We start from the raw sequence: 19,432 nt of genomic DNA, 5'->3' as shown, positions 1-19,432 counted from the left end.
GACCAGCGAGCCGCGATTGACAGCAAGTTCAGGCCAGCGCGTCGGCGTCCCCGAGGGACGGACTCCCGAAGCGCACCGTGAGCGAGGTGCGCTCCTCATCGGGCTGGCGATCTGCCGAGCCGTCGACCGCCGCAAATTCGATCGCGCGATAAACCGTGGCCCGCGAGGTGCCGAGCTCCTGCGCGATCTCTCGCACCGTCGCCCCCTGGTCCTTGAGCATCAACACGCGCTCGACGTTCGTCGGCGAGAGTGCCCGCGGCCGGCCGGCAACCCGCCCGCGCGCGCGCGCGGCGTACACCCCCACCATCGTGCGTTCACGACTGAGGCACCGCTCGAGTTCGTTGAACGCCGAAATGATGGTGAGCAGCGAATGCCCGGCATCTCCGGAGGTGTCGAGGTCCTCGGCGATGGAGGCCACTCCGACGCCGCGACGGCCGAGCAGCTCCAGCAGCGAGAGCACGTTGGGAGAAGTGCTGCCAAGTCGGTCGAGTCGCCACACCACCAGGGTGTCGCCCGGCCCAATCGCATCGAGCGCTGTGGTGAGTTCGGTGCGGATCGGCGTGGCCACGTTGGCACTGATGTCTTCGTACACCGTGTCGACACCGCGCTGCGCGAGGAGATCGCGCTGGAACTCGGAATTATGCTCAAGCGGCCCCACCCAGACATACCCGACCCGTGTCATCCGCTCATCACCCCAGCCACCGTCACGATTGCATCGCTCGCCGCCGGTCGGGGCGAGTTGTCTGACCCCGAATGTATCACCGGGCCCCTGGCGCGGAGAGCGCTCGTGATGTCGACACTGAAAGCGTCGTAGGCGCCGGTGTGCCGAGCGAGTTCGATGCCGTTCACGTAGACGGTGGCGTCATAGTTGACCGCTCCGAAGTTGAGTCGCAGGCGCTGGTCCCCGTTGGTGAAGTTCTTCGGCACCTCGACAATGCGGCGATAGAACATGTAGTCCGAGTGTTTCTGTACTCCACTCAGGGCCGACTCGGCCGGATACGGCATCAGGATCTGACCGGCGAGATCCGCAAGTAGAGGGGCACGGAAATGATGTACGCGATGACGATTACCGCATCCCCGAGCCGGTCCAATCGTGCAGTCGTTGCGTTGAGGGTGCCGCCGGCCGTCCCCTGTTCGATGGCGGTCACGTTGTGTCGGATGACAGTGCCAACGAGCCACGCGAACGCGCAGATCCCGAGCGCACCGAAGATCGCGAAAGAGCCAAGAGCCCGCTCGAGAATCGGCACGATGATCAGAAGGCCCGAACCAAGGATCGACGCCAGCGGCGTCACCGAAGCCGCGGCGACCCCGCGAACAGCACCCCACTTACCCGATAGCGCCACGAGCTCAGAAAATGTAAGACAGCAGGTAAAGCGAACTCATCGATGCCGCGATACCGCCACGACCAACAGGCGCTCGGCGTGGTAAGCGCGGGGCTGGAACGAGAGCATCTCCGCAGGACTCGATATCGACTCGCATGCCCATGAGCCCTTCGCCTTCATCGAGGAACGTCCACATCTCTCACTCGTGGTGGCGCCCTTCGCGTAGCGATCCAGGGACTTCAGCACTAGGGACACACTTTTGTGAAGCGCTCTAGCCCCCGTCTCCGATTTCCCATACTGCCAGAAACGTTATGCCCAGATGTTCACACTCGAGGCTGGCTCCCCGCCCCGCCCGCAAGCCGGACGTTCAACGCGGCAGCTCCGCTGCCAGTAGAGCCACCGGCAACGAGTGGCGATGGTGGGTCACTTCGGAACGGCTATGGCTGCGTTATTCGGTCAAGGGCCACGGCTCGTACTTTACATCCGCTAGCCAGTAGACCTCTGTCCGGAGATCCGCGATAATCCCGTCCGCGAGCCCCGCCCACTCTTCGCGACTTCCATCGTTGGACCATCCGGTCTGCGAATCGAAGTCTCTCTCCCAGATCTGATTCCAAGCTGCCAAGCGTTCCGTCAAATCGACCGATAGCCCGTAATCGCTCGGGCTCATTGTGTACCCGTAGTCGTGCTCGTCAGTGGTATTTTCCCAAAGCGGCCACTCTCGCCCGTAGTCGGGAAACACGCGAATGGTGCGGCGGCCTGGTTCGTCCCGCTTCTGTGAATGTCTCAGGCTATCGACCATCGGTTTGTCCTCCACAACACGAGGATAGGACGAGAGGACGAGAGGACGAGAGGACGAGTGAAAGTACCGTTCACCAACCCGGACGACAAGCTCCCTCCTGCCTCGCGCAGAACGAAGCGGGACGTCCTGCGGGACAGGTCCGCTCCTCGCTACGAGTAGAAGAGCGCCGTGAACAGGAGGTAGGCAAGTCCAATAAGCGGAAGTGACAATACCGAGATCGCGAGTGCGGACCAAGCGAGCGGCGACGGGTCCCGTATCGTGACGGCGATGGACGTAATAAACGCGATCAACACGAGCAATCCACCGCCAATGATGAAGCCAACAGCGGCATCGAACTGGCTTTCAAAGGAACTCCCTTGGTCCGTCAGAGCGAGAATGGCGCCGGTCAGCAGGACCAGAAAGGCAGCGATTGCAATGACAAGAGCAATCGGGGCGGAGTTGAGCATTCCGTTTCGCGGCTCAGCGCGAGAAGAAGTCATGATGGATAGTATCGCTCGCGGTCGGTACCGCACGTCGTGATCAGGATTCGTAGTCGATCACGATTTCGCCGACCCCGTCGGTCTTGTGGACGTCTTAACGAACGGCTCGCCCGTTTCAAATGCGGGGTATACGCGCTGTGCAAGCAGCGCCCAAAAATGGGACGATCAACGGGCGGTAGTTCTCGGCGGCGCAAGGGCACGTCCGAGACGACTTTTCGACCGGATCGGCCGCCCGTAAGGGGAACCGCGAATGGGACACTGTTCACGTGATTACCGAACATGCACTGTTGCCCGTGATGCCCGGCAGGGAAGACGAGTTCGAGATCGCTTTTACCGAAGCACGAGCGATCATCACCTCAATGCCTGGGTGCCGGGGACTGTCGCTGTCGCGTTCGATCGAATCGCCAAGCACATACCTGTTGCTCGTCGAGTGGGAGCAGTTAGAAGACCACACGATCGGATTCAGGCAATCGGAGCAATACCAGGCGTGGCGTGCTCTGTTGCACCATTTCTATGAGCCATTCCCCTTGGTCGAGCACTACCGATCCGTCCCGTAACCGGAACCGCTTCCGAGTCGCCGTGAGTTCGGCCACTTTGCCATAATTTTTGGACAGGCATCTATGGACCGCCAGCCCCCAGAGAAGCAGTGGGGATCCAGTAGCGCAATTTGTGCTGGACCATCACCTCTTCTGAGCGGTCAAGCATGCCTCCGCCTCGCTCGATAGTTGCTATCGATCCGACGTTGGAGTCGTCGCAGGTCACAAGCGCTCGCTCGATCCCCATCTCACCTGCCACCGCCAACGACTGGCGAAGAATCGCTGTGGCGATCCCTCGCCGTCGGAACTGGGGGCGCACCGCATAGCCGATGTGACCTCCGACACGCAAAAGTTGTTCCGAAAGGGCGTGCCGGATCGACACCCGACCGACAAGGTCGTCGTCTATGAACGCCGCCAGGAACGTTTCCGGGACCTGCGTTGGCGACAGTCCCCGTCCTAATCGCATTCGCTCCAGTGTTGCGAGGTAATCGGCAAACACAGTCCCATCGAGGTGCAATAGGAAATGGAAGTCCTCATCAGCCAGTTCTGCGTGAGCGGCCAACGCCACGGCCTCATCAGCGGCGCGCAGAGGCCGAAGAGTCAAACGATCCAATGCTTCCGTTGTCACCATGCCTAAACGATAGCTCCGCCCTACACGTTCCCCATCGACGGCCATCTCGCTCACCCAACGCTTACGGTCAGCTCAAGTTTCCGAACCTGGCCGGGTGCCCGTAGGCCGAACGTCATTCGACAAGGCCTGTGAGTCTCTCTTTTGCTGCGACTATAACCTCTGCGAAGTTCGGCGAAAAGACCTCATTGATCAAGGGCTCGAGGGCGGAAGTCAAAGACTGCAGTGCGATGAGCTCGGCCCGGTCCTGAGAGATGTTCTCGAGGGCCGATTGATCCTCTAGTCGATGAAGCAGTGCGAACAGCACAATAACTTCGTCATATTGCAACTCGACGATAAAGGTGTCGGAAATTTCGGCCATGTGGCCATTCTCGGATACGCGGTGCGTATTGCCTGCGTATGGAGCCATATCTCCGGGCCGTGGCCGTCAACAACAGCCGGGGATACCCCACGCCTCGCAGGCCAATTAGAGGTCGCGCATCGGATTCTCGAACGCCCGTATGCGGGACGCTCAGCGGACGGCAAGAACAGTAGGCGCGAGTTCGCGTTCGAGATCGCTTTTCGTCGGTGTTGGTCGCCCGCAAGCGGAACCCCTATTGGGACGAATTGTGGCTTGCGACAAAACTTAGAATGGGCAGGTGAGTTCGTTCCCCACCATATTAATCCGGCACGGGGGCATCCCGATCAGTAGGGGTACTTTTTCGGACCGCGTCAAAAACCTCTGGGGCATTATCAAATCTCGAATCGCCATCGCGCTCATCGCACTATTGGGTCTCAGCGGCTGCACGAGCGACTCCCTCGCCCGGGACTATGGCAACTACACAGATAACTCGGGACTGCCCGTTCAGGTCCCGATCGACAAACGCACCAAGCCGATTGATTTCACCGGCACAACCATCGATGGCAAAACACTCACCGTGTCCGCCGTCCGAGGCCGGGTGACGGTGGTGAATTTCTGGTACGCCGCATGTTCCCCGTGCCGCGCCGAAGCGCCCTTCCTCGAAACGCTATACAAGAAATATGAGCCCGACGGCGTGAAATTCATCGGTGTCAACGATCGGGATCAACCATCCGGTGCCGCATCGTTTGATAAGTCCTACAACATCAGCTATCCCTCGGTCTTGGACGTTGATAGCGGCGCCGCAAGAATCGCCTTCGCCGGAGCAGTAGCGCCGACGGCGACCCCAACGACCTTCGTGCTAGATGCCAAGGGCCGTATCGCCGCCCGAATTGTGGGCCCGATCGATTCGGAGTCCATCCTCAACACACTCATCTCCGACACCCTCGCTGAGAGTAAATAGCGCAGGATTTGACCGGCCAGATCGCCGTGTCAGCAACGTGGCAGTCACAGTTCCCTTACCCCGCAAGCGGAACCATCAGCGGGCGGCATTTCCCGCCATCGCGAGAGCCTGCTCTGGTCCACCTTTCGCCCGGATCGGCGGCCCGCAAGCGGAACGGTCAACGGGACATCTAAGTATTTGGTAGCGGATGGCCAAACGGAGAATTTTGCCTTTGACAGCGAGTGAGTTGATTCTCGGGTGGAAGTCGTGACCTCCACGTCCGCGGGGTCGGGCGCCTCTCGCCCAATGTCCCCGGTTCCTGGCTCGCCCAGACGATGTCATCCGAGGCTATTAGCAAGACGCGCCTGCGCCGAGGCCGCGTTCGGGAACATACATTGCGAGTCTTCCGGGTTGGGTCACCGACATTTCGATACGCTCTCGCGCACCAGATACTTGGACAAGTTCACCGACTCGCCATCGTGGACGTGGCGAACGTCTACAACCAGGCACCCTGCGTAGGTTGCCCCGTAAAAGTAGGACACGAAGCACGCCTGACGATCGGGGTGGTAGTTAATCGGTGCAGGCCCGTACTGCCCAGGGTCGATGCTGGCAGGGCTGTTGTCGCACGAGATCTCGACGGCTCGAGCTAGGTCGTTCTTCACAGTGAGCGTCAATACTGGTGTGTAGCCGAACGCGACTACGAGGGCAACGACACCCACAGCGCTGACAGCACTTAGAGCAACGATGGCAAATTTTGTTCGGAAATACACACCTCACAGTATCGACGCCAATTTGCGGTGTCATCCGTATCAGAATGATGACTTACTGCAAAGCGGTCGATCAGCAGCCCCGTCTATCCTGCCAACAGCGGTGAAAGCGAGCCACGAATGCCTCGTCGATCAGTGCCTCAAGGGCAACCTCAGCGGGCCACACCGGGTGGCTCACCCGGACTCGAATTTTGAGGTCGCATCTGGGCTTCGAGGCGTGACCGCTGAGCGAACGTCCCCTCGTCCTCAGGCATCTGGCACCCGACCAGCTAGCTGCCTTGCCAGAATCTATGCGGTCGGAAGGTCGAAGTTGTTCGATGATCCCAATTGCATACCGCCGCGGCGCTCCCGAATGGTGAGCCCGACGACGAGCAGCAGAATCACGCCAAGGAACAGCACGCTCGTGCCGGTAGTTCCGAGGCCCAGCCCACCATCCTTCGGGCTCTGTGAGAGGAGGTCACCAGTGGATGCTCCCAGAGGCCGGGTGAGGATGTAGGCGATCCAGAACGCGACTACAGCGTTGAGTTTGAAGGCGTAGTAGGCAAGTGCGACCAGCGCGATCGCGGCCGCGAACACGACGAGGGACAGCAGGTAGCCGAGATTCAGGCTCTCTGCGAGGAGGTCGCCTGCCGCTGTTCCGAGGGCGAAGGTGAACAGCACTGCGAGCCAGTAGAAGGACTCACGGCGTGATGTGAAAATCGAGTGGATCGAGAGGGTCTTTTCGCTGGCGAACCAGGCGATGAAGGTGACAGCCAGTGCGATTGCGAAAATCACGGCGGTGACCCAGAGCGGCACCCCGAAGTTGTCGGTGAGATTGTCGGTGATCAGAGTGCCGACGACACTGATCAACACCACGGCAAGCCAGTACACAGCGGGGAGGTACCGCTGCGCACGGAACTGGAAGACCAGCACGAGGGCCAGCAGGGCAGCCATCACCACGCTGGTGATGGTCAGTCCGAGATTCAGGTTGACATTCAGGAAGTCGGCGAAGGTCTCACCGACCGTGGTCGCGAGCACCTTGATGATCCAGAAGATCGCGGTGACCTCGGGGACCTTGTTGAGCATGGTCCGACCGATGGTCGGCGAGCCCGTTTCGTTGCGTGTCATACCTGGTGCTCCTTCGAACGGTGGGTGGTGGCCCCAGTAGATTGGTCGCCGACTAAGAATTCGCAAAGCTTTGAACCGAGCGACGCTCGCGCACAGTGATGATGGCGACGCCGACGGTGATCAGCACCGCGAGGGCGATGCTCACCGGTCCTGTTCCCCACTGCAGCCCTCCTCGAGCGTGGGATACCCCCATCCAGTCCGCGAACGACGCACCAAGCGGGCGGGTGATGATGTAGGTGACCCAGAACGCGAATACGGGGTTGAAGCGGGCGAATCTGTACCCCAGCGCGGGTATGGCGATCAGGACGGTGAACAGCACACCGGACGCGAAATAGCCGAGGTGCAGTGTCGTGTTGAAGCTCACTAGAAGCTGAGCATTCCGGACGCGCAAGCCGTGCCGTTGTCGGAAATCCTTTGGTGTCAGCGCCGGCGACCGTCAGCGTGCTCGTTGTGTAGCAGTTAATCGGTCGAGTTGGCGATCAGCACGATAGCGAATCGGGTACGAGGTGCTCGCGCAGAAAGGAGGACCTGCCCGCCGACGTCGGATGCTAGTTGCCTGGCGAGCGAGAGCCCCAGTCCAGTTCCTTTGTCAGTCGAGAATCCTGAGGCGAAGACATCCTGATCCTGCTCTATGGAGCTTCCCGCGTCTTCGACATCGATGGCGACGGCGTCGTGTGAATCTCGCAATCGAACCAACACCCCTCCTCGACCGTGGCGCAATGCGTTGTCGAGGAGGATGTCAAGGATCTGACGTAGAGCTGGCTCCGAGGCGATGGCGACCACGGACACCGTGTCGATCATGACCTGAATCGGCCTTCCGTATTTTGCGAATTCGCCGGTCCAGCGATGAGTTGCATCGACAATGATCGGGGTGACGTCGATTCGTGTTCCCGGCATCCTTCCCCTTACGAGCGACATCATCTCCCCAATTGTTGCGTCGAGCACGTCCGCTCTCTCGATCCCCCGGCGAATCGTCTCTCGGAGGTCGGTGCGAGGATCGGTGAGGGCGTTCTCGAAGAGCGCCCGAAGTCCGGTAAGCGGGGTTCGAAGCTGGTGCGAAGCGCTAGAGGTTAGATTCCTCTCGCGCGTCATCGCCTCGCTCAGTCTCTGGGCGGTCACGTTGAGTGCTCTGCCGGCGGCATCAATTTCCTCCAAACCGGACGGGCTGGTCCTCGCGGCGAAATCACCATCGCCGAGGGCGTGAGACGCGCGAACAAGGTCCTCAATCGGAACCATCAACTGGCGGGAAAGCGACCGCGCCGCCATCACTCCAATCGCCAGAGCAGCAGCCGAAGCTACAACCATGGCGGCCCAGATCCACAGTATCCGGCCCCACACGTTTGCTATCGGCATGGAAGCACGAACGGCTCCAGTGACGGCTTCCGCAGACGCCGTCGGTACGACCGCGACGAGAGAATCCTGCACGATGGTGGGCGCGGACCGGCCCGCCAGAACGCTGATGACCGCTGTGTCCGCGCGGCTGGGCCCGGTGCCGGCAACCCGCCGTCCGGCAACATCGTAGAGGGCAAGCTCTTGGCCGGCTTGCGGCTTCGGGATCTCGGTCTGATCGGTGCCGGAAAACATGGGATCGATGGTCAGAGCTGCGTGCAAGGCACTCGCTTCGAGGGCCGAATGCGCGTCCGCGAGTGAGAGGCTCATCACCGCATACCCCAGCGGCAGCAGGAACAGAATGAGTGCAACTGTCGTACTGAGAACGGCGATTCGCCGAATTCTGGCCTTCATGACACCGGTTACCTCTCAGCACGAATTTGCACTGCGCTTACCTTGCACTCCCCTGCCGCTTACCGACTGCTTTCTAGCGTGGAACTACCACATCTCATCGGCACCCCGGAGGATCTCATGGCAGCACAGCGTACAGCGCAGCAATCGAAAGCGGTTGCTGCGGCAGGATTTGCACTGCTAGCCGCAGTGGTGGGCCTCTCGGGGTGCACTTCGACGGGGACAACCTCAAATTCACCCCCACCCGCTTCGGCGACTGGCAATGCAGCGACGCCGACGCCGCGCTCGACTGAAGTGAGCCCGGCAGGAGACATCCCCGATAACCAGGCGTTCGTACCGTTCCTTTCCCCTGACGGCACTTTCTCGGTTGCGGTTCCTGAGGGGTGGGCACAAAGCCAGTCCGGTGCAATCATCACTTTCGCCGACAAGCTAAATGTGATCACGGTTGTAACCCAATCGGCGTCGGCTGCTCCGACCGTGACCTCCGTCACAAATGGTGAAGTCGTCTCGCTGAGGGCGTCGGAGGCCAAATTCTTTCTTACCGACGTCAAGTCGTTTTCACGAGCCGGCGGCAGTGGAGTGCTGATCACCTTCCAATCTGACTCCGCGGTAAATCAGGTCACCGGATCGGTCGTGCGAAACGAAGTCGAACAGTACTTGTTCTGGAAGGGCGGGAAGCAGGTTACTGTCACCCTGACCTCTCCGAAGGGATCCGACAACGTTGACCCGTGGGCAAAGGTCACCGGTTCATTCGTGTGGCTCGCCAAATGACCGCCCTCGCACTCGACGCCGATTCTCTCTATCGCTTTTACCGCTCCGGAGAGGAGGAGACGCTTGCTCTCCGCGGTGTCAGCGTGAGTGTCGACGCCGGCGAGATGGTGGCTGTAACAGGCCCGTCTGGATCCGGGAAATCGACGCTGCTTGCGTGTCTGGCCGGATTAGATGAGCCGACGGCGGGCACCGTGCGTGTCGGCGGAAAGAGGATGAGCGCCCGTCCCGAGGCCGAGCGCGCCGAGCTGCGTTCGGGATCGATCGGGGTTCTCTTCCAATCCAACAACCTCTTCGCGCACCTCTCGGTAGAAGACAATGTCCTTCTTGCCCAGCGACTTCAGAAGCGGCTTTCTCCGGCGCCCTCTGCCGTTGAAATCCTGGCGCGGGTGGGATTGGCGGATCGGGCTCGCGCGCTTCCGTCTCAGTTGTCCGGAGGTGAATCGGCCCGGGCTGGACTGGCCGTCGCACTCGCCAACGATCCTGTGGTTCTTCTCGCGGACGAACCGACCGGCGAGCTCGACAAGGCAACGGAACAAAGACTTCTTGACTTGCTGCGTACCCACGCCGATCGGGGCTGCGCGATTCTGCTCGTGACCCACAGCCCACACGTTGTCGCGACCGCGGATCGCGTGATCTCACTCCTCGACGGACAGGTACGGTAATGCATCCGAAATCGACATTTCGACCCGATATTTCGCACGGTGCCACCGAGATTCTGGTCCAGTGCACCGATGTTGCGCACACTTACGGTCTGGGCTCCACCGCAGTAGTAGCCGTCAACGCAGTCACCTGCTCTGTGATCGGCCGCGCCCGCCTCGCCCTGATGGGTCCGTCCGGCTCGGGAAAGTCGACGCTGTTGCATATGATGGCCGGCCTGGAGATCCCGACCAGCGGCGCACTGACCTGGCCGTCGTTCGGCGGTAACCCCGCTGGGATGCCCGAACAAGTGGGGGTCGTGTTCCAGGGTCCAAGCTTGATTCCCTCGCTCGACTCTCTGGGTAACGTTGCGTTTCCTCTGGTGTTGCAGGGACTGTCCGATATGGACGCGGAGAGACGCGGGAATCAGGCCCTGGAGGAACTCGGCCTGGGTTGGATGGCCAAAAAACTCCCCGACGAACTCTCTGGCGGGCAAGCACAACGGGTGGCTATCGCTCGTGTTCTCGCGACCGGGCCCCGGCTGATCCTTGCCGATGAGCCGACAGGCCAACTCGACCGAGAGACCGGGCAACACGTCATCGACGTGCTCCTCCATGCCGCGGACCGACTCGACGCTGCACTCGTGATCAGCACGCACGACCCGGAGGTGGCCGACCGGCTCTCCGAGCGCTGGCTGATGAACGACGGCACACTGCGCGAGGCAGAACTCACCGACCAGAAGGGCAACCGACCATGATCGGACTATGGATCACAGGGCTGTTGCGACATCGAGCAGGCAGACTGGTCGCGACTGCGGCGGGGATCGCAATAGCCGTGGCCGTGATCGCGAGCCTCGGGTCATTCCTTTCCTCCGCACAGTCATCGATGACCGCGCGCGCGGCATCGGGCGTCGCCGTCGACTGGCAGGTGCAGGTGGCCACAGGCGCCGATCCTCAGGCTGTAGCTAAAGCCACGCGCGCCGCCACCGGGGTTACCGCGGCGCTACCCGTTGAATTTGCCCAGAGCAGTGGTCTTACTGCCTTCGTGCAAGGCACCCTTCAAACCACCGGGCCCGCGGTAGTCCTCGGCCTGCCGTCGAAGTACTCGGCGAACTTCCCCGGTGAGATTCGATATCTCTCCGGCGCCCGAAGCGGGGTGCTCATCGCGCAGCAGACAGCAGCGAACCTCCACGTCGCACCCGGCGATCAGGTCTCTATTGGCCTTGCCGGTGCGAGGCCTCGTACCGTGACCGTTGCGGGAATCGTCGATCTGCCGCAGGCGAATTCGCTCTTCCAGAAGGTGGGTGCACCGCCGCAGTCGCAGCCCGTCGCCCCTCCGGACAACGTCGTTCTCCTTCCGGCCGATCAGTTTGCTCCCGTAGCATCCGCCCTTGCGCCGAACCATCCGGACTTGCTCAGCACCCAGATCCATGTCGCCCACACCCATGCGCTCCGGTCCGACCCAGCGCTCTCCTCTGTGGACATCACATCCGCTGCCCACAATCTCGAAGCGACTCTCTCCGGCGCCGGCCAAGTCGGGGACAACCTCGGCGCTGCCCTCAGTGCCGCTCGTGGTGATTCCAGCTATGCAACAGTGCTTTTTCTCTTCCTTGGGCTACCTGGGGCTGTTCTCGCTGGGCTTCTGACCATCGCTGTCGCCTCGTCCGGAGCGGAGCGTCGGCGCAGGGAACAAGCTCTTCTCCGGACCCGAGGCGCGAGCGCCCGGTTGATAAGTCGCCTGGTCGTCGTGGAATCGCTCCTCGTCGGTACGGTCGGAGGGGTAGCTGGCCTTGCCATCGCTGCGGTCATCGGGGCACTGTCGTTTGGGACAATCGGCTTCGGCCCGTCGGTAATTAGCGCCATCCTGTGGCCCCTCAGCGCCTTTGTCGTGGGTTTGGTGATAGCAGCTGGCGCCGTAGTGATACCGGCTGTGCGTGATTTCCGGAACCTCATCGTCAGTCAGGCTCGTGCGCAGCTCGCTCGCGACAGCACTCCCTGGTGGATGAAGATCTGGTTCGATCTCATCCTCCTCGCGGCGTCCGCGATCGTCTTCCTCATCACCACTCAGGACGGCTATTCATTGGTGCTCGCACCCGAGGGGGTCGCGTCGATCCAGGTCAACTACTGGGCATTCTTCGGTCCGGCATTGTTCTGGATCGGCTCCAGCCTCCTCGTCTGGCGCATCTACCTCACGCTCCTTGGCAGAGGTCGATCGATCGTCACGCGCCTCATCCGTCCGATCGCAGGAAATCTCGCCCTCACCTCCTCGTCGATGATGTCCAGGCAGAAGTCGCTCCTGGCTCGCGGCGGCGTGATGTTCGCGCTCGCTTTGACTTTTGCGCTCTCCACCTCGATCTTCAATGCGACCTATCAACACCAAGCCGAAGTCGACGCGCGCCTGACGATCGGGGCTGACATCGCGGTGACCGAGCCCCCGGGATCGAAAGTCTCGCCCTCCGCCTCTGCCGACATCGCTGGAGTCGCCGGCGTGCGCGCAGTGGAACCGCTCCAGCATCGCTTTGCCTATGTCGGAAGCGACCTGCAGGATCTCTTCGGGGTTCGTGCCTCCACGATCACTCAGGCGACACTCCTTCAGGATGCCTACTTCCAGGGCGGCACGGCGACACAGCTGATGGCGAAGCTCGCGAGCGCCCCCGACTCGATTCTTGTGAGCGCCGAGACCGTCAGAGACTTCCAGCTGAAGCAGGGAGACCTCATCAACCTCCGACTTCAGGACGCCGCCACACGCTCCCTGGTCACCGTACCTTTTCACTACGTTGGCGTGGCCCTGGAGTTCCCAACCGCTCCCAAGGACAGTTTCTTCATCGCAAATTCCCGCTACATTGCCCAGAAGACCAGTGACAGCTCTGTGAGCTCGTTTTTGGTCGATACCGGTGGCCAAGCAACCGACAGCGTGGCAAAGACACTCAGCCACACCCTCGGCAACAGCGCCACCATCTCCACAATCAGCGCCACCCGCTCCTCTGTCGGCTCGAGCCTCACCTCGGTCGACCTTGCCGGACTCACCCGAGTCGAGTTAGTGTTCGCGCTGATCATCGCCGCAGCATCCGGTGGTCTGCTATTCGCCTTGGGCCTGGCCGAGCGGCGACGAACATTCGCCATCGCAACCGTTCTCGGCGCACGGCGCAAACAGCTCCGGTCAGTAGTCCTGTCAGAAGCTGCGGTTGTGGCGGTAGGTGGAACCGTCGCTGGAGTTGGGCTTGGATGGCTGCTCTCGCAGATGCTGGTCTCCGTGCTCACCGGAGTATTCGACCCTCCCCCTGCAGCTCTGACTGTTCCGTGGACCTACCTCATCGCCACCGGCGTGATAGCGATCGGCGCAGTCCTCGCGGGAGCAATCTGGTCCGCGCGCCGAGCTCAAACTCCCGCGATCGAAGCGATCCGAGACCTTTAGGACGCGGTCTTCATGATCCCGCGCTGCCGAGATCCAGGCGATAGCCGTGTCCACGAAGTGTGACGATGTCAGGAAGGGCGGGATCTGAATCGGGAAGATTCACCGAGGCGACATCACGCAAACGGCGACGCAATGCCGCGATGTGAACGTCCAGGGTCTTGGTGGAACCGAACCAATTCGCATCCCACACATCGCTCATCAAATCCTCGCGGCTGACAGCGACCCCCGGTTGCCGGGCGAGGCGAACGAGGAGGTCGAATTCCCTCGCGCGAAGGGGCACATCGACCTGGTTGATCGTCGCGCGTCTCGCCGAAATGTCGATGGTCAACGCGCCCAGAGCGGTCGGAGATGCCTCGGTGTTGTTTCCTGTGGATCTCCTTAGATGCGCGCGAACCCGAGCAAGGATCTCGACAAGGCTGAACGGTTTGGTCAGATAGTCATCGGCACCCGACTCCAGGCCGGAGACGACGTCGATCTGCTCACGGCGGGCTGTGAGGACGACTATCACCGCCGCCGGAAGCAACATCCGCAGCTCCCTGCAGACCGAAAGGCCCTCGAGGTCGGGGAGCCCGAGATCGAGCAAGACCAAGTCCGGCGGCGCAGCCCGTGCCTGTCCGATTGCCGCGACACCGTCACGTACCCAGCTCACGGAATAGCCCGCTGCACTGAGCGCCGACTCCAGCGTTGCGCCGATTGTTAAGTCGTCTTCGACCACTAACAGCAAGGACATAGCTGCAGCCTATCGAGACAAGCATGGTTGGCTTATCTTCGCTGACTCCGAAGACAACTACACCAAGCGGGTGCGCTTTAAGCGAACGCAGCGAAGAGTCAAGACCAGGGTCCTCAAAGGGACGTCACCGGAAGGTTGTGTACTTCTTTCGCCACGCCTGCACTCCTGACGATCACCGGACGGGAATTCGCAGTGGTCCTCGAGCCCGATTTTCGGGCATATTTCGATAATTGGGGTGCCCATAAGCGGAACGGCGATCGGGCTGGTTGAAGGCCCGTGGTGAGGGCTGCTGATTGCGGTCACGACCGCTTCTACGGGGAGCCTTCTGACTTGATGACCCCCGCGTCGGGGCGGTGATAAAAGCACATTCGGGAAAGCGTGCGACTATCTTCCGGAGCGGTCGCGCCCACGACTGGGTGTTGGCTACAAGCTTTTTGCCGGTGCGTGCGGCCAACAGAGCGGCGGCTCCTGAGAAGAAGGAGTTCCTTTCATGGAGATCAAGAATTGGCACGCGGAACACAAAAACTCCCTCACCTTGGGGCAGAAGTCTGCCGACCGGCTCCGCAACTGGATGGGAAGCTGGCCATTCATTGGGGGCTTCCTCCTGGTCATGGTCCTCTGGGCTGGGGTCAATTCGTTAGCCTTCGGCAACAAATCGTGGGACCCCTACCCGTACATACTGCTGAACCTGTTTCTGTCAATGCTCGCCGGACTTCAGGGAGCGATACTTCTCATCGCGGCCAAACGCCAAGACTCCATCAGCGCAGCGATGGCGAAACATGATTTCGACACCAACGTGGCAGCGAAGAGCGAGATCGACCGGCTCATCAAACTCAGCGAGCAACACAAAGACATGATCACCGAGCTGCACGACCTGATCAAACGGATGCCCGGCGGAGCCGACGCATCCGATGACCGCAAACAGAAGAACTGAGCCCGACCGTTGGCAGAGTATGGCGAAGGAGATCTCGCCCAAGCCGCGATCGATCTTGCCCCAACAGAGCCGCCCGTCTGGGACATTTGAATAGCCGTATGAGGAACCGTCTACGCGACCAAACCACAGGCTCGCAAAGACCTCATCCACTACATCGAGGGGTTCTACAACAGTCGACGCCGGCACTCAGCGCTCGGCTACCGACGCCCCACGAAGGCCCCCATGGTTATCTGCAGCCAGCCCTGGCAGCGTAGAAGAAGCCACTAATTCCGCTGACCGAAATCACCGCGGCAGCCCATACCGAGTAGCCAGTACCCAATACGGTTCATGCTCGTCATCATTCCCGGGGACGGCAGCAGGTCTGTCACCACCCCACGCGTGGTCAACTCACGGTTGATGGTGGTCTGCCGAGTCGGTGGGCTCCTGTGCCTGACCGTCGTGGCTGCTGTGCTCGTGACCGGAAGTGTTTTCTCCAGAGTCGGGTGAGCCGCCCATCATCTTGAGCATGCTGCCAGAGCCAGTGCGGAAGAACACCACCAGCAAGGCCAAAGCAATGAGGATGAAGACGATGTTGAGCCAGGTGGTGTAATTCCAGCTGATCCCGGCGTCGATGATCGAGAGGTGACGGTTGGTGGGGACCAGGTGCAGTGGGGTGAAGATCAACTCGACGACGTAACCGGCGAGCACCATGGCCCCGTAAAAGATCGCGGTGATGCGCAGTGCCGCCTTCGTGCCGTAGTACTTCCGGTAGATGAGGATGATCGGGATGATGATCAGGTCGGCGAAGATGAAGCTGATGACTCCGCCGAAGCTGATGCCACCATTCCAGAGGACTGCGGCGAGGGGCACGTTGCCAACTGAGCAGACAAAGCTGATGACCGCGATGAGAGGTCCGATCAGGGGCCCGAGGATGAATGCCAAAGTCGGGTCATGGACGAAGAAGATCGCTTGCAGCCAGGCTTTTGGGACCCACGCACCGAACGCCCCGGCAATGAGCAAACCAATCAGGATGTCGCGGAGGACGGCCGCCCAATCCATTACGAAGTACCGAGACACCGACGTGATGCCGGCGCGAGAGAACAACCTCTTCGAAAAGCTACCTTCCGCAGTGACGGACATGTCCATCGCGGCGTGACCCTCCATCGATCCGGCGACGCCCTTGTCAGCTTGCTCCCGAGCAGCATCCACAATCTTGTCCCGCATCCACATCCGGAATCCGAGAGCGACAAACAGGATGATGAACGGGCCACCGACGAACTCCGCCAACGTGAACTGCCAGCCCATCACGAACGCCAAAATTAGCCCGAGCTCAAGCACCAGGTTCGTAGACGCGATCTCGAATGCCATCGCAGCAGTGAAGTTGGCCCCCTTTCGAATCAGCGCCCGCGCAAGGGCGACGGCAGCGTAGGAGCACGATGAAGACGCCGCGCCGAGAGCCGCCGCAATTGAGAGGGAGCGAGGGGAATCATCACGCATGAGAGCTACAATTCGCTCCTTACGAACGACCGCCTGGATCACCCCCGACAGAGTGAATCCGAGCACCAGTGGCCAAAGAATCTGCCAGCCCATCGAACCTGCGATGGCAAGAGCATTGCCAATTGCTTTCACAATGGTCACGCATTTCTCTTTTCTTTCTTGAACTTAGCGCGTTACCCCCCGGGGGTATCAATTGTAATACACGATCGGAAGGGTCCGTCAAGGTGGCTGGGTCTGGACCAAGCCGTCAGAACTCAACCTTGCCAATAACAACGGCAGCTTCAGCATCTTGGTAATTCACCCAAGTGGGCCTCCGATCGCAGCGAGGGAAACTCCGGAGTGCACACCCTGCCATTGACGCCCCGGCCATCAGTGTTACCTGCCCGTAAGTCGAACGGCTTGCGCGACAGAGTCAACCGGTAATCTGTCGGCATGGTCGATACGGAGGCACAAGCGCAATATCGGCGCGACGCGAGCGTACTGGCCGCGCTGGGATCGCATTTTGCAACTGCGAAGCTGCCGGATGTTGAGGTACGGATGCCAAGAGCCTTGGCAGACACCGCCGTTGCCGCGTGGGAGCGAGACGACGAGGGGCCGCTGGACTCCGAGGATTTGGAGCAGCGCATCCAGCGTCATAGGGCAGCGTCGCTTGCGCTGATCGGTCTTTCTATCGTGAAAGGTGGGAGACCTGACGATGGTGAGGTCTTCGTTGGTCTGCACCTTGACCTTGTTGGAGACGCGCTTACCGCGGCCGAGGACCTGCCATAACTCCCCTCGCCAATTGGCCTCTTGTTCTAGCGGGAGCAACTTGAGCGCCGCGCACCGGGTACGCACTTCCCGCAAGTAGGACCCCTCAGGAGATAAGTTCGCCTATCACACCTGCTCAGATTGAAGGCAGCCGCGACGGGTATGCAGCGGAAGTAGGCTCAAAAGGAATATCGGCCTGTGCCCATGATGGTGAGTATCCAGCAGAGTCCAAAGCCGGCCAGCGGCGCCGTGGTCAGAACGATTGGGACCCACCATCGGCGCCGTAACAATCCGTGTGGGCGAACCATGAGAGTGACCATCACGATAACGGCGGCGAGACCCACCGTGGGAACCGCGTACAAGGCGAAGATGGTGTACCCGAAGTTGCACTCAGGATTGGGGCTCCCACACCCGTCGTAGGTCATCTGTAAAAGTAGTCCGACGAAGCTGAAGAGTGCGATCATCGCCAACTGAGCCACTGTCAACGCTACGAGAGCACCAAGCGGAAAAGGTGCGCGGGATGTCAGGCGGTCGTGACGAAGCTGGCGAGCTCCACGACGTGCGGCGTGAAACGGAATAGTGCCGAATCCACTTAGCTGAGCCCCAGGCTCATCTTCTGAGTCATACGTAGCATTCAATCGGTGGAGTTCATCCATCCACGGACTCTACCGTTTGAGCTTATAGCGAGGTCCACGTTCACCTAGGCCCGTTGTCAATTCGTTGACTTAATCGACAGCAATTCGTGTGTCAGTACTTGCCCGGAAGCCGGACGATCACCGGACGGCATTTCCCGCCATCGCGAGAGCCCGCTCTGGAACACTTTTCGCCCGGATCGGCGGCCCGTAAGTGGAACCTTCAATGTGGCGCCGGTTGCCCGAGGCAAGAATCCGTCTCGGATGCGTCGAATTCACGCTTCCCGGTTCGTAGCATTGGCGAGAGAGAGGAAGCCAATGAAGCTCACTATCAGTTTGCAGGTCACGCTTGACGGCGTGGCCCAGGCGAATGGCGGTAATAACGAAGAAATGGACCCCGGGTTCACGCGCGGCGGCTGGGCAATGCCGTTTGGCGATGAGCAGGGGGTCCAGTACATCCTCGACACGTGGCGTCGGCCCGAAGCGTTCCTGCTCGGGCGCAAGACGTTCGAGATGTTCGATACCTACTGGGGCGCTCGCAGCGGCGACGGCGGGTTCGGTCAGGCGATCAGTTCCAAGCCGAAGTACGTCGTATCGGATACGCTCGCAGTTCCCGGATGGGAACACTCCACCGTGATTTCCGGCGATGTCGCCACTGCCGTGCGGGAGCTGAAGGCGCGGCAGGGAGGGGAGTTGCTCGTCGTGGGGAGCGTCACGCTTGCACGGTGGCTTTTGGAGCAGGAGCTGGTCGATGAGTTGAATCTCGTCCAGTTTCCGGTGGTCGTCGGCAACGGCGAGCGGCTGTTCCCGCAGAACGGCCTCGACTTTGGGCTGCAGTTACTGGACTCTGAGGTGTTCGCGACCGGCGTCGTCGGGCTGACGTACCGCGTAGCGGGTCGGCCGGAGTACGCCTAGCAGCAGGATCGAATCGTGCAGCACCTCATCAATGTCATTGATCACTGCCGCGAGACTGGCATGGTTGAGGAGGCGATCGCCATCGACGCGTTCATCGAGAAGACGGTCGCTGGTTCACAAGACAGCACCGTCCCACAGGTAGGCGAAACCTCGTGGCGTACTCACACGAGAAACTAGAAGCAACGTGATCTCAACGGTCGCCCGCAAGCCGGACGATCTGCAGACCGAATTTGAGAGCATCTTCAGTGATCGAAAACACGGTGCATTTCGTCTTGGAGGCGTGCCCGCAGCGGAACCTCAGTCGAACATCTGGGACTTCGTGCTGTGAGTAGAGATCTGTCGCGCGAAATCCTGACCTCGACCTCAGGAACTTGATGGGGTCAGCTCACGAAAGGGTCTGTCAGATTTCTTGTGTAACTGGTCATCGGCTAGTTGAGTCCTAGGCGGTCGCCGTAGGTCATTGCGAGGGTGTTAAGAATAGCTTTCCACCCGTTGATCTCGCCTGTCGGATTGGCCCGG

Annotated in this window: 23 protein-coding genes and 1 pseudogene; 12 read left to right on the top strand and 12 right to left on the bottom strand. The window is 60.7% G+C overall.

Features of this window, described 5'->3' with window-relative positions; all coding sequences use genetic code 11:
• Nucleotides 1-28: 28 nt before the first annotated feature.
• The 4 genes from VLI63_RS16925 to VLI63_RS16910 all read right to left on the bottom strand — a co-directional run bounded on the left by VLI63_RS16925 (nucleotide 29) and on the right by VLI63_RS16910 (nucleotide 2,600).
• Entirely contained in the window at nucleotides 29-682 is a 654-nt protein-coding gene (locus VLI63_RS16925; protein ID WP_409158025.1) for a recombinase family protein, read from the bottom strand.
• Nucleotides 679-1,005, bottom strand: coding sequence for a sugar-binding domain-containing protein (locus VLI63_RS16920; RefSeq protein ID WP_409158024.1), 327 nt, complete (start codon nucleotides 1,003-1,005; stop codon nucleotides 679-681). The genes VLI63_RS16925 and VLI63_RS16920 overlap by 4 nt, the downstream gene beginning before the upstream one ends.
• Nucleotides 1,005-1,343, bottom strand: a complete 339-nt coding sequence (locus VLI63_RS16915) for a hypothetical protein (protein WP_409158023.1) — start codon at nucleotides 1,341-1,343, stop codon at nucleotides 1,005-1,007. Before VLI63_RS16915 ends, VLI63_RS16920 begins: the two co-directional genes overlap by 1 nt.
• 927 nt (nucleotides 1,344-2,270) lie before the next feature.
• Complete coding sequence (locus tag VLI63_RS16910; RefSeq protein WP_409158022.1) at nucleotides 2,271-2,600, bottom strand: hypothetical protein; 330 nt, start codon at nucleotides 2,598-2,600, stop codon at nucleotides 2,271-2,273.
• Between the two features lie 266 nt (nucleotides 2,601-2,866).
• On the opposite strand from VLI63_RS16910, the gene VLI63_RS16905 reads away from it, so the two are divergent.
• Nucleotides 2,867-3,157: an antibiotic biosynthesis monooxygenase family protein gene (locus tag VLI63_RS16905; RefSeq protein ID WP_409158021.1), complete on the top strand. Its 291-nt coding sequence runs from the start codon at nucleotides 2,867-2,869 to the stop codon at nucleotides 3,155-3,157.
• A 61-nt stretch (nucleotides 3,158-3,218) separates the two neighbouring features.
• Here VLI63_RS16905 and VLI63_RS16900 read toward each other — a convergent pair whose 3' ends face one another.
• Nucleotides 3,219-3,767 (bottom strand): GNAT family N-acetyltransferase, encoded by a 549-nt coding sequence (locus VLI63_RS16900; RefSeq protein WP_409158020.1) that lies wholly within the window; start codon nucleotides 3,765-3,767, stop codon nucleotides 3,219-3,221.
• A gap of 112 nt (nucleotides 3,768-3,879) precedes the next feature.
• A complete protein-coding gene (locus VLI63_RS16895; RefSeq protein ID WP_409158019.1) occupies nucleotides 3,880-4,125 on the bottom strand; it encodes a hypothetical protein in 246 nt (81 codons plus the stop codon).
• A 277-nt stretch (nucleotides 4,126-4,402) separates the two neighbouring features.
• Here VLI63_RS16895 and VLI63_RS16890 point away from each other — a divergent pair, with 277 nt between their 5' ends.
• Entirely contained in the window at nucleotides 4,403-5,065 is a 663-nt protein-coding gene (locus tag VLI63_RS16890; RefSeq protein WP_409158018.1) for a TlpA family protein disulfide reductase, read from the top strand.
• Nucleotides 5,066-6,099: 1,034 nt separating this feature from the next.
• Here VLI63_RS16890 and VLI63_RS16885 read toward each other — a convergent pair.
• The 3 genes from VLI63_RS16885 to VLI63_RS16875 all read right to left on the bottom strand — a co-directional run bounded on the left by VLI63_RS16885 (nucleotide 6,100) and on the right by VLI63_RS16875 (nucleotide 8,577).
• The gene (locus tag VLI63_RS16885; protein ID WP_409158017.1) at nucleotides 6,100-6,918 is read right to left on the bottom strand and encodes a hypothetical protein; all 819 of its coding nucleotides are present in this window, start codon (nucleotides 6,916-6,918) and stop codon (nucleotides 6,100-6,102) included.
• Between the two features lie 52 nt (nucleotides 6,919-6,970).
• Nucleotides 6,971-7,282: a hypothetical protein gene (locus VLI63_RS16880; RefSeq protein ID WP_409158016.1), complete on the bottom strand. Its 312-nt coding sequence runs from the start codon at nucleotides 7,280-7,282 to the stop codon at nucleotides 6,971-6,973.
• Between the two features lie 95 nt (nucleotides 7,283-7,377).
• Nucleotides 7,378-8,577: a sensor histidine kinase gene (locus VLI63_RS16875; protein ID WP_409158015.1), complete on the bottom strand. Its 1,200-nt coding sequence runs from the start codon at nucleotides 8,575-8,577 to the stop codon at nucleotides 7,378-7,380.
• A 201-nt stretch (nucleotides 8,578-8,778) separates the two neighbouring features.
• Between VLI63_RS16875 and VLI63_RS16870 the strand changes: the two genes are divergently transcribed.
• The 4 genes from VLI63_RS16870 to VLI63_RS16855 are packed head-to-tail and all read left to right on the top strand — an operon-like array spanning nucleotide 8,779 to nucleotide 13,479.
• On the top strand, nucleotides 8,779-9,429 hold the full coding sequence (locus VLI63_RS16870; RefSeq protein ID WP_409158014.1) for a hypothetical protein: 651 nt from the start codon (nucleotides 8,779-8,781) through the stop codon (nucleotides 9,427-9,429).
• Nucleotides 9,426-10,091 carry an ABC transporter ATP-binding protein gene (locus VLI63_RS16865; RefSeq protein ID WP_409158013.1) on the top strand — a complete coding sequence of 222 codons (666 nt, stop codon included), beginning with the start codon at nucleotides 9,426-9,428 and terminating at the stop codon, nucleotides 10,089-10,091. The genes VLI63_RS16870 and VLI63_RS16865 overlap by 4 nt, the downstream gene beginning before the upstream one ends.
• The gene (locus VLI63_RS16860) at nucleotides 10,091-10,822 is read left to right on the top strand and encodes an ABC transporter ATP-binding protein (RefSeq protein WP_409158012.1); all 732 of its coding nucleotides are present in this window, start codon (nucleotides 10,091-10,093) and stop codon (nucleotides 10,820-10,822) included. Before VLI63_RS16865 ends, VLI63_RS16860 begins: the two co-directional genes overlap by 1 nt.
• Nucleotides 10,819-13,479 carry an FtsX-like permease family protein gene (locus tag VLI63_RS16855; RefSeq protein ID WP_409158011.1) on the top strand — a complete coding sequence of 887 codons (2,661 nt, stop codon included), beginning with the start codon at nucleotides 10,819-10,821 and terminating at the stop codon, nucleotides 13,477-13,479. The genes VLI63_RS16860 and VLI63_RS16855 overlap by 4 nt, the downstream gene beginning before the upstream one ends.
• 10 nt (nucleotides 13,480-13,489) lie before the next feature.
• Here VLI63_RS16855 and VLI63_RS16850 read toward each other — a convergent pair whose 3' ends face one another.
• Nucleotides 13,490-14,209 carry a response regulator transcription factor gene (locus tag VLI63_RS16850; RefSeq protein ID WP_409158010.1) on the bottom strand — a complete coding sequence of 240 codons (720 nt, stop codon included), beginning with the start codon at nucleotides 14,207-14,209 and terminating at the stop codon, nucleotides 13,490-13,492.
• A 490-nt stretch (nucleotides 14,210-14,699) separates the two neighbouring features.
• Here VLI63_RS16850 and VLI63_RS16845 point away from each other — a divergent pair, with 490 nt between their 5' ends.
• Nucleotides 14,700-15,143 (top strand): DUF1003 domain-containing protein, encoded by a 444-nt coding sequence (locus VLI63_RS16845; RefSeq protein ID WP_409158009.1) that lies wholly within the window; start codon nucleotides 14,700-14,702, stop codon nucleotides 15,141-15,143.
• A 105-nt stretch (nucleotides 15,144-15,248) separates the two neighbouring features.
• Nucleotides 15,249-15,397: pseudogene (locus VLI63_RS16840) on the top strand (IS3 family transposase); the annotation flags it as partial.
• A 133-nt stretch (nucleotides 15,398-15,530) separates the two neighbouring features.
• Here VLI63_RS16840 and VLI63_RS16835 read toward each other — a convergent pair.
• The gene (locus VLI63_RS16835; RefSeq protein WP_409158008.1) at nucleotides 15,531-16,760 is read right to left on the bottom strand and encodes a permease; all 1,230 of its coding nucleotides are present in this window, start codon (nucleotides 16,758-16,760) and stop codon (nucleotides 15,531-15,533) included.
• A 291-nt stretch (nucleotides 16,761-17,051) separates the two neighbouring features.
• Here VLI63_RS16835 and VLI63_RS16830 point away from each other — a divergent pair, with 291 nt between their 5' ends.
• Nucleotides 17,052-17,387 carry a hypothetical protein gene (locus VLI63_RS16830; RefSeq protein WP_409158007.1) on the top strand — a complete coding sequence of 112 codons (336 nt, stop codon included), beginning with the start codon at nucleotides 17,052-17,054 and terminating at the stop codon, nucleotides 17,385-17,387.
• A gap of 158 nt (nucleotides 17,388-17,545) precedes the next feature.
• On the opposite strand, the gene VLI63_RS16825 is transcribed toward VLI63_RS16830, so the two are convergent.
• Entirely contained in the window at nucleotides 17,546-18,022 is a 477-nt protein-coding gene (locus tag VLI63_RS16825) for a hypothetical protein (protein ID WP_409158006.1), read from the bottom strand.
• A 294-nt stretch (nucleotides 18,023-18,316) separates the two neighbouring features.
• Here VLI63_RS16825 and VLI63_RS16820 point away from each other — a divergent pair, with 294 nt between their 5' ends.
• From VLI63_RS16820 to VLI63_RS16810, 3 genes are read left to right on the top strand one after another with little or no spacing between them, the layout of a single operon-like run.
• Nucleotides 18,317-18,913 (top strand): dihydrofolate reductase family protein, encoded by a 597-nt coding sequence (locus VLI63_RS16820; RefSeq protein ID WP_409158005.1) that lies wholly within the window; start codon nucleotides 18,317-18,319, stop codon nucleotides 18,911-18,913.
• A 15-nt stretch (nucleotides 18,914-18,928) separates the two neighbouring features.
• Nucleotides 18,929-19,090, top strand: coding sequence for a hypothetical protein (locus tag VLI63_RS16815; protein ID WP_409158004.1), 162 nt, complete (start codon nucleotides 18,929-18,931; stop codon nucleotides 19,088-19,090).
• A gap of 7 nt (nucleotides 19,091-19,097) precedes the next feature.
• On the top strand, nucleotides 19,098-19,241 hold the full coding sequence (locus tag VLI63_RS16810) for a hypothetical protein (protein ID WP_409158003.1): 144 nt from the start codon (nucleotides 19,098-19,100) through the stop codon (nucleotides 19,239-19,241).
• Nucleotides 19,242-19,432: the final 191 nt, after the last annotated feature.

The sequence above is a fragment of the Lacisediminihabitans sp. H27-G8 genome, from assembly GCF_046156175.1.
Taxonomy (GTDB): domain Bacteria; phylum Actinomycetota; class Actinomycetes; order Actinomycetales; family Microbacteriaceae; genus Lacisediminihabitans.
This window is presented reverse-complemented; position numbering and strand designations above follow the sequence as displayed.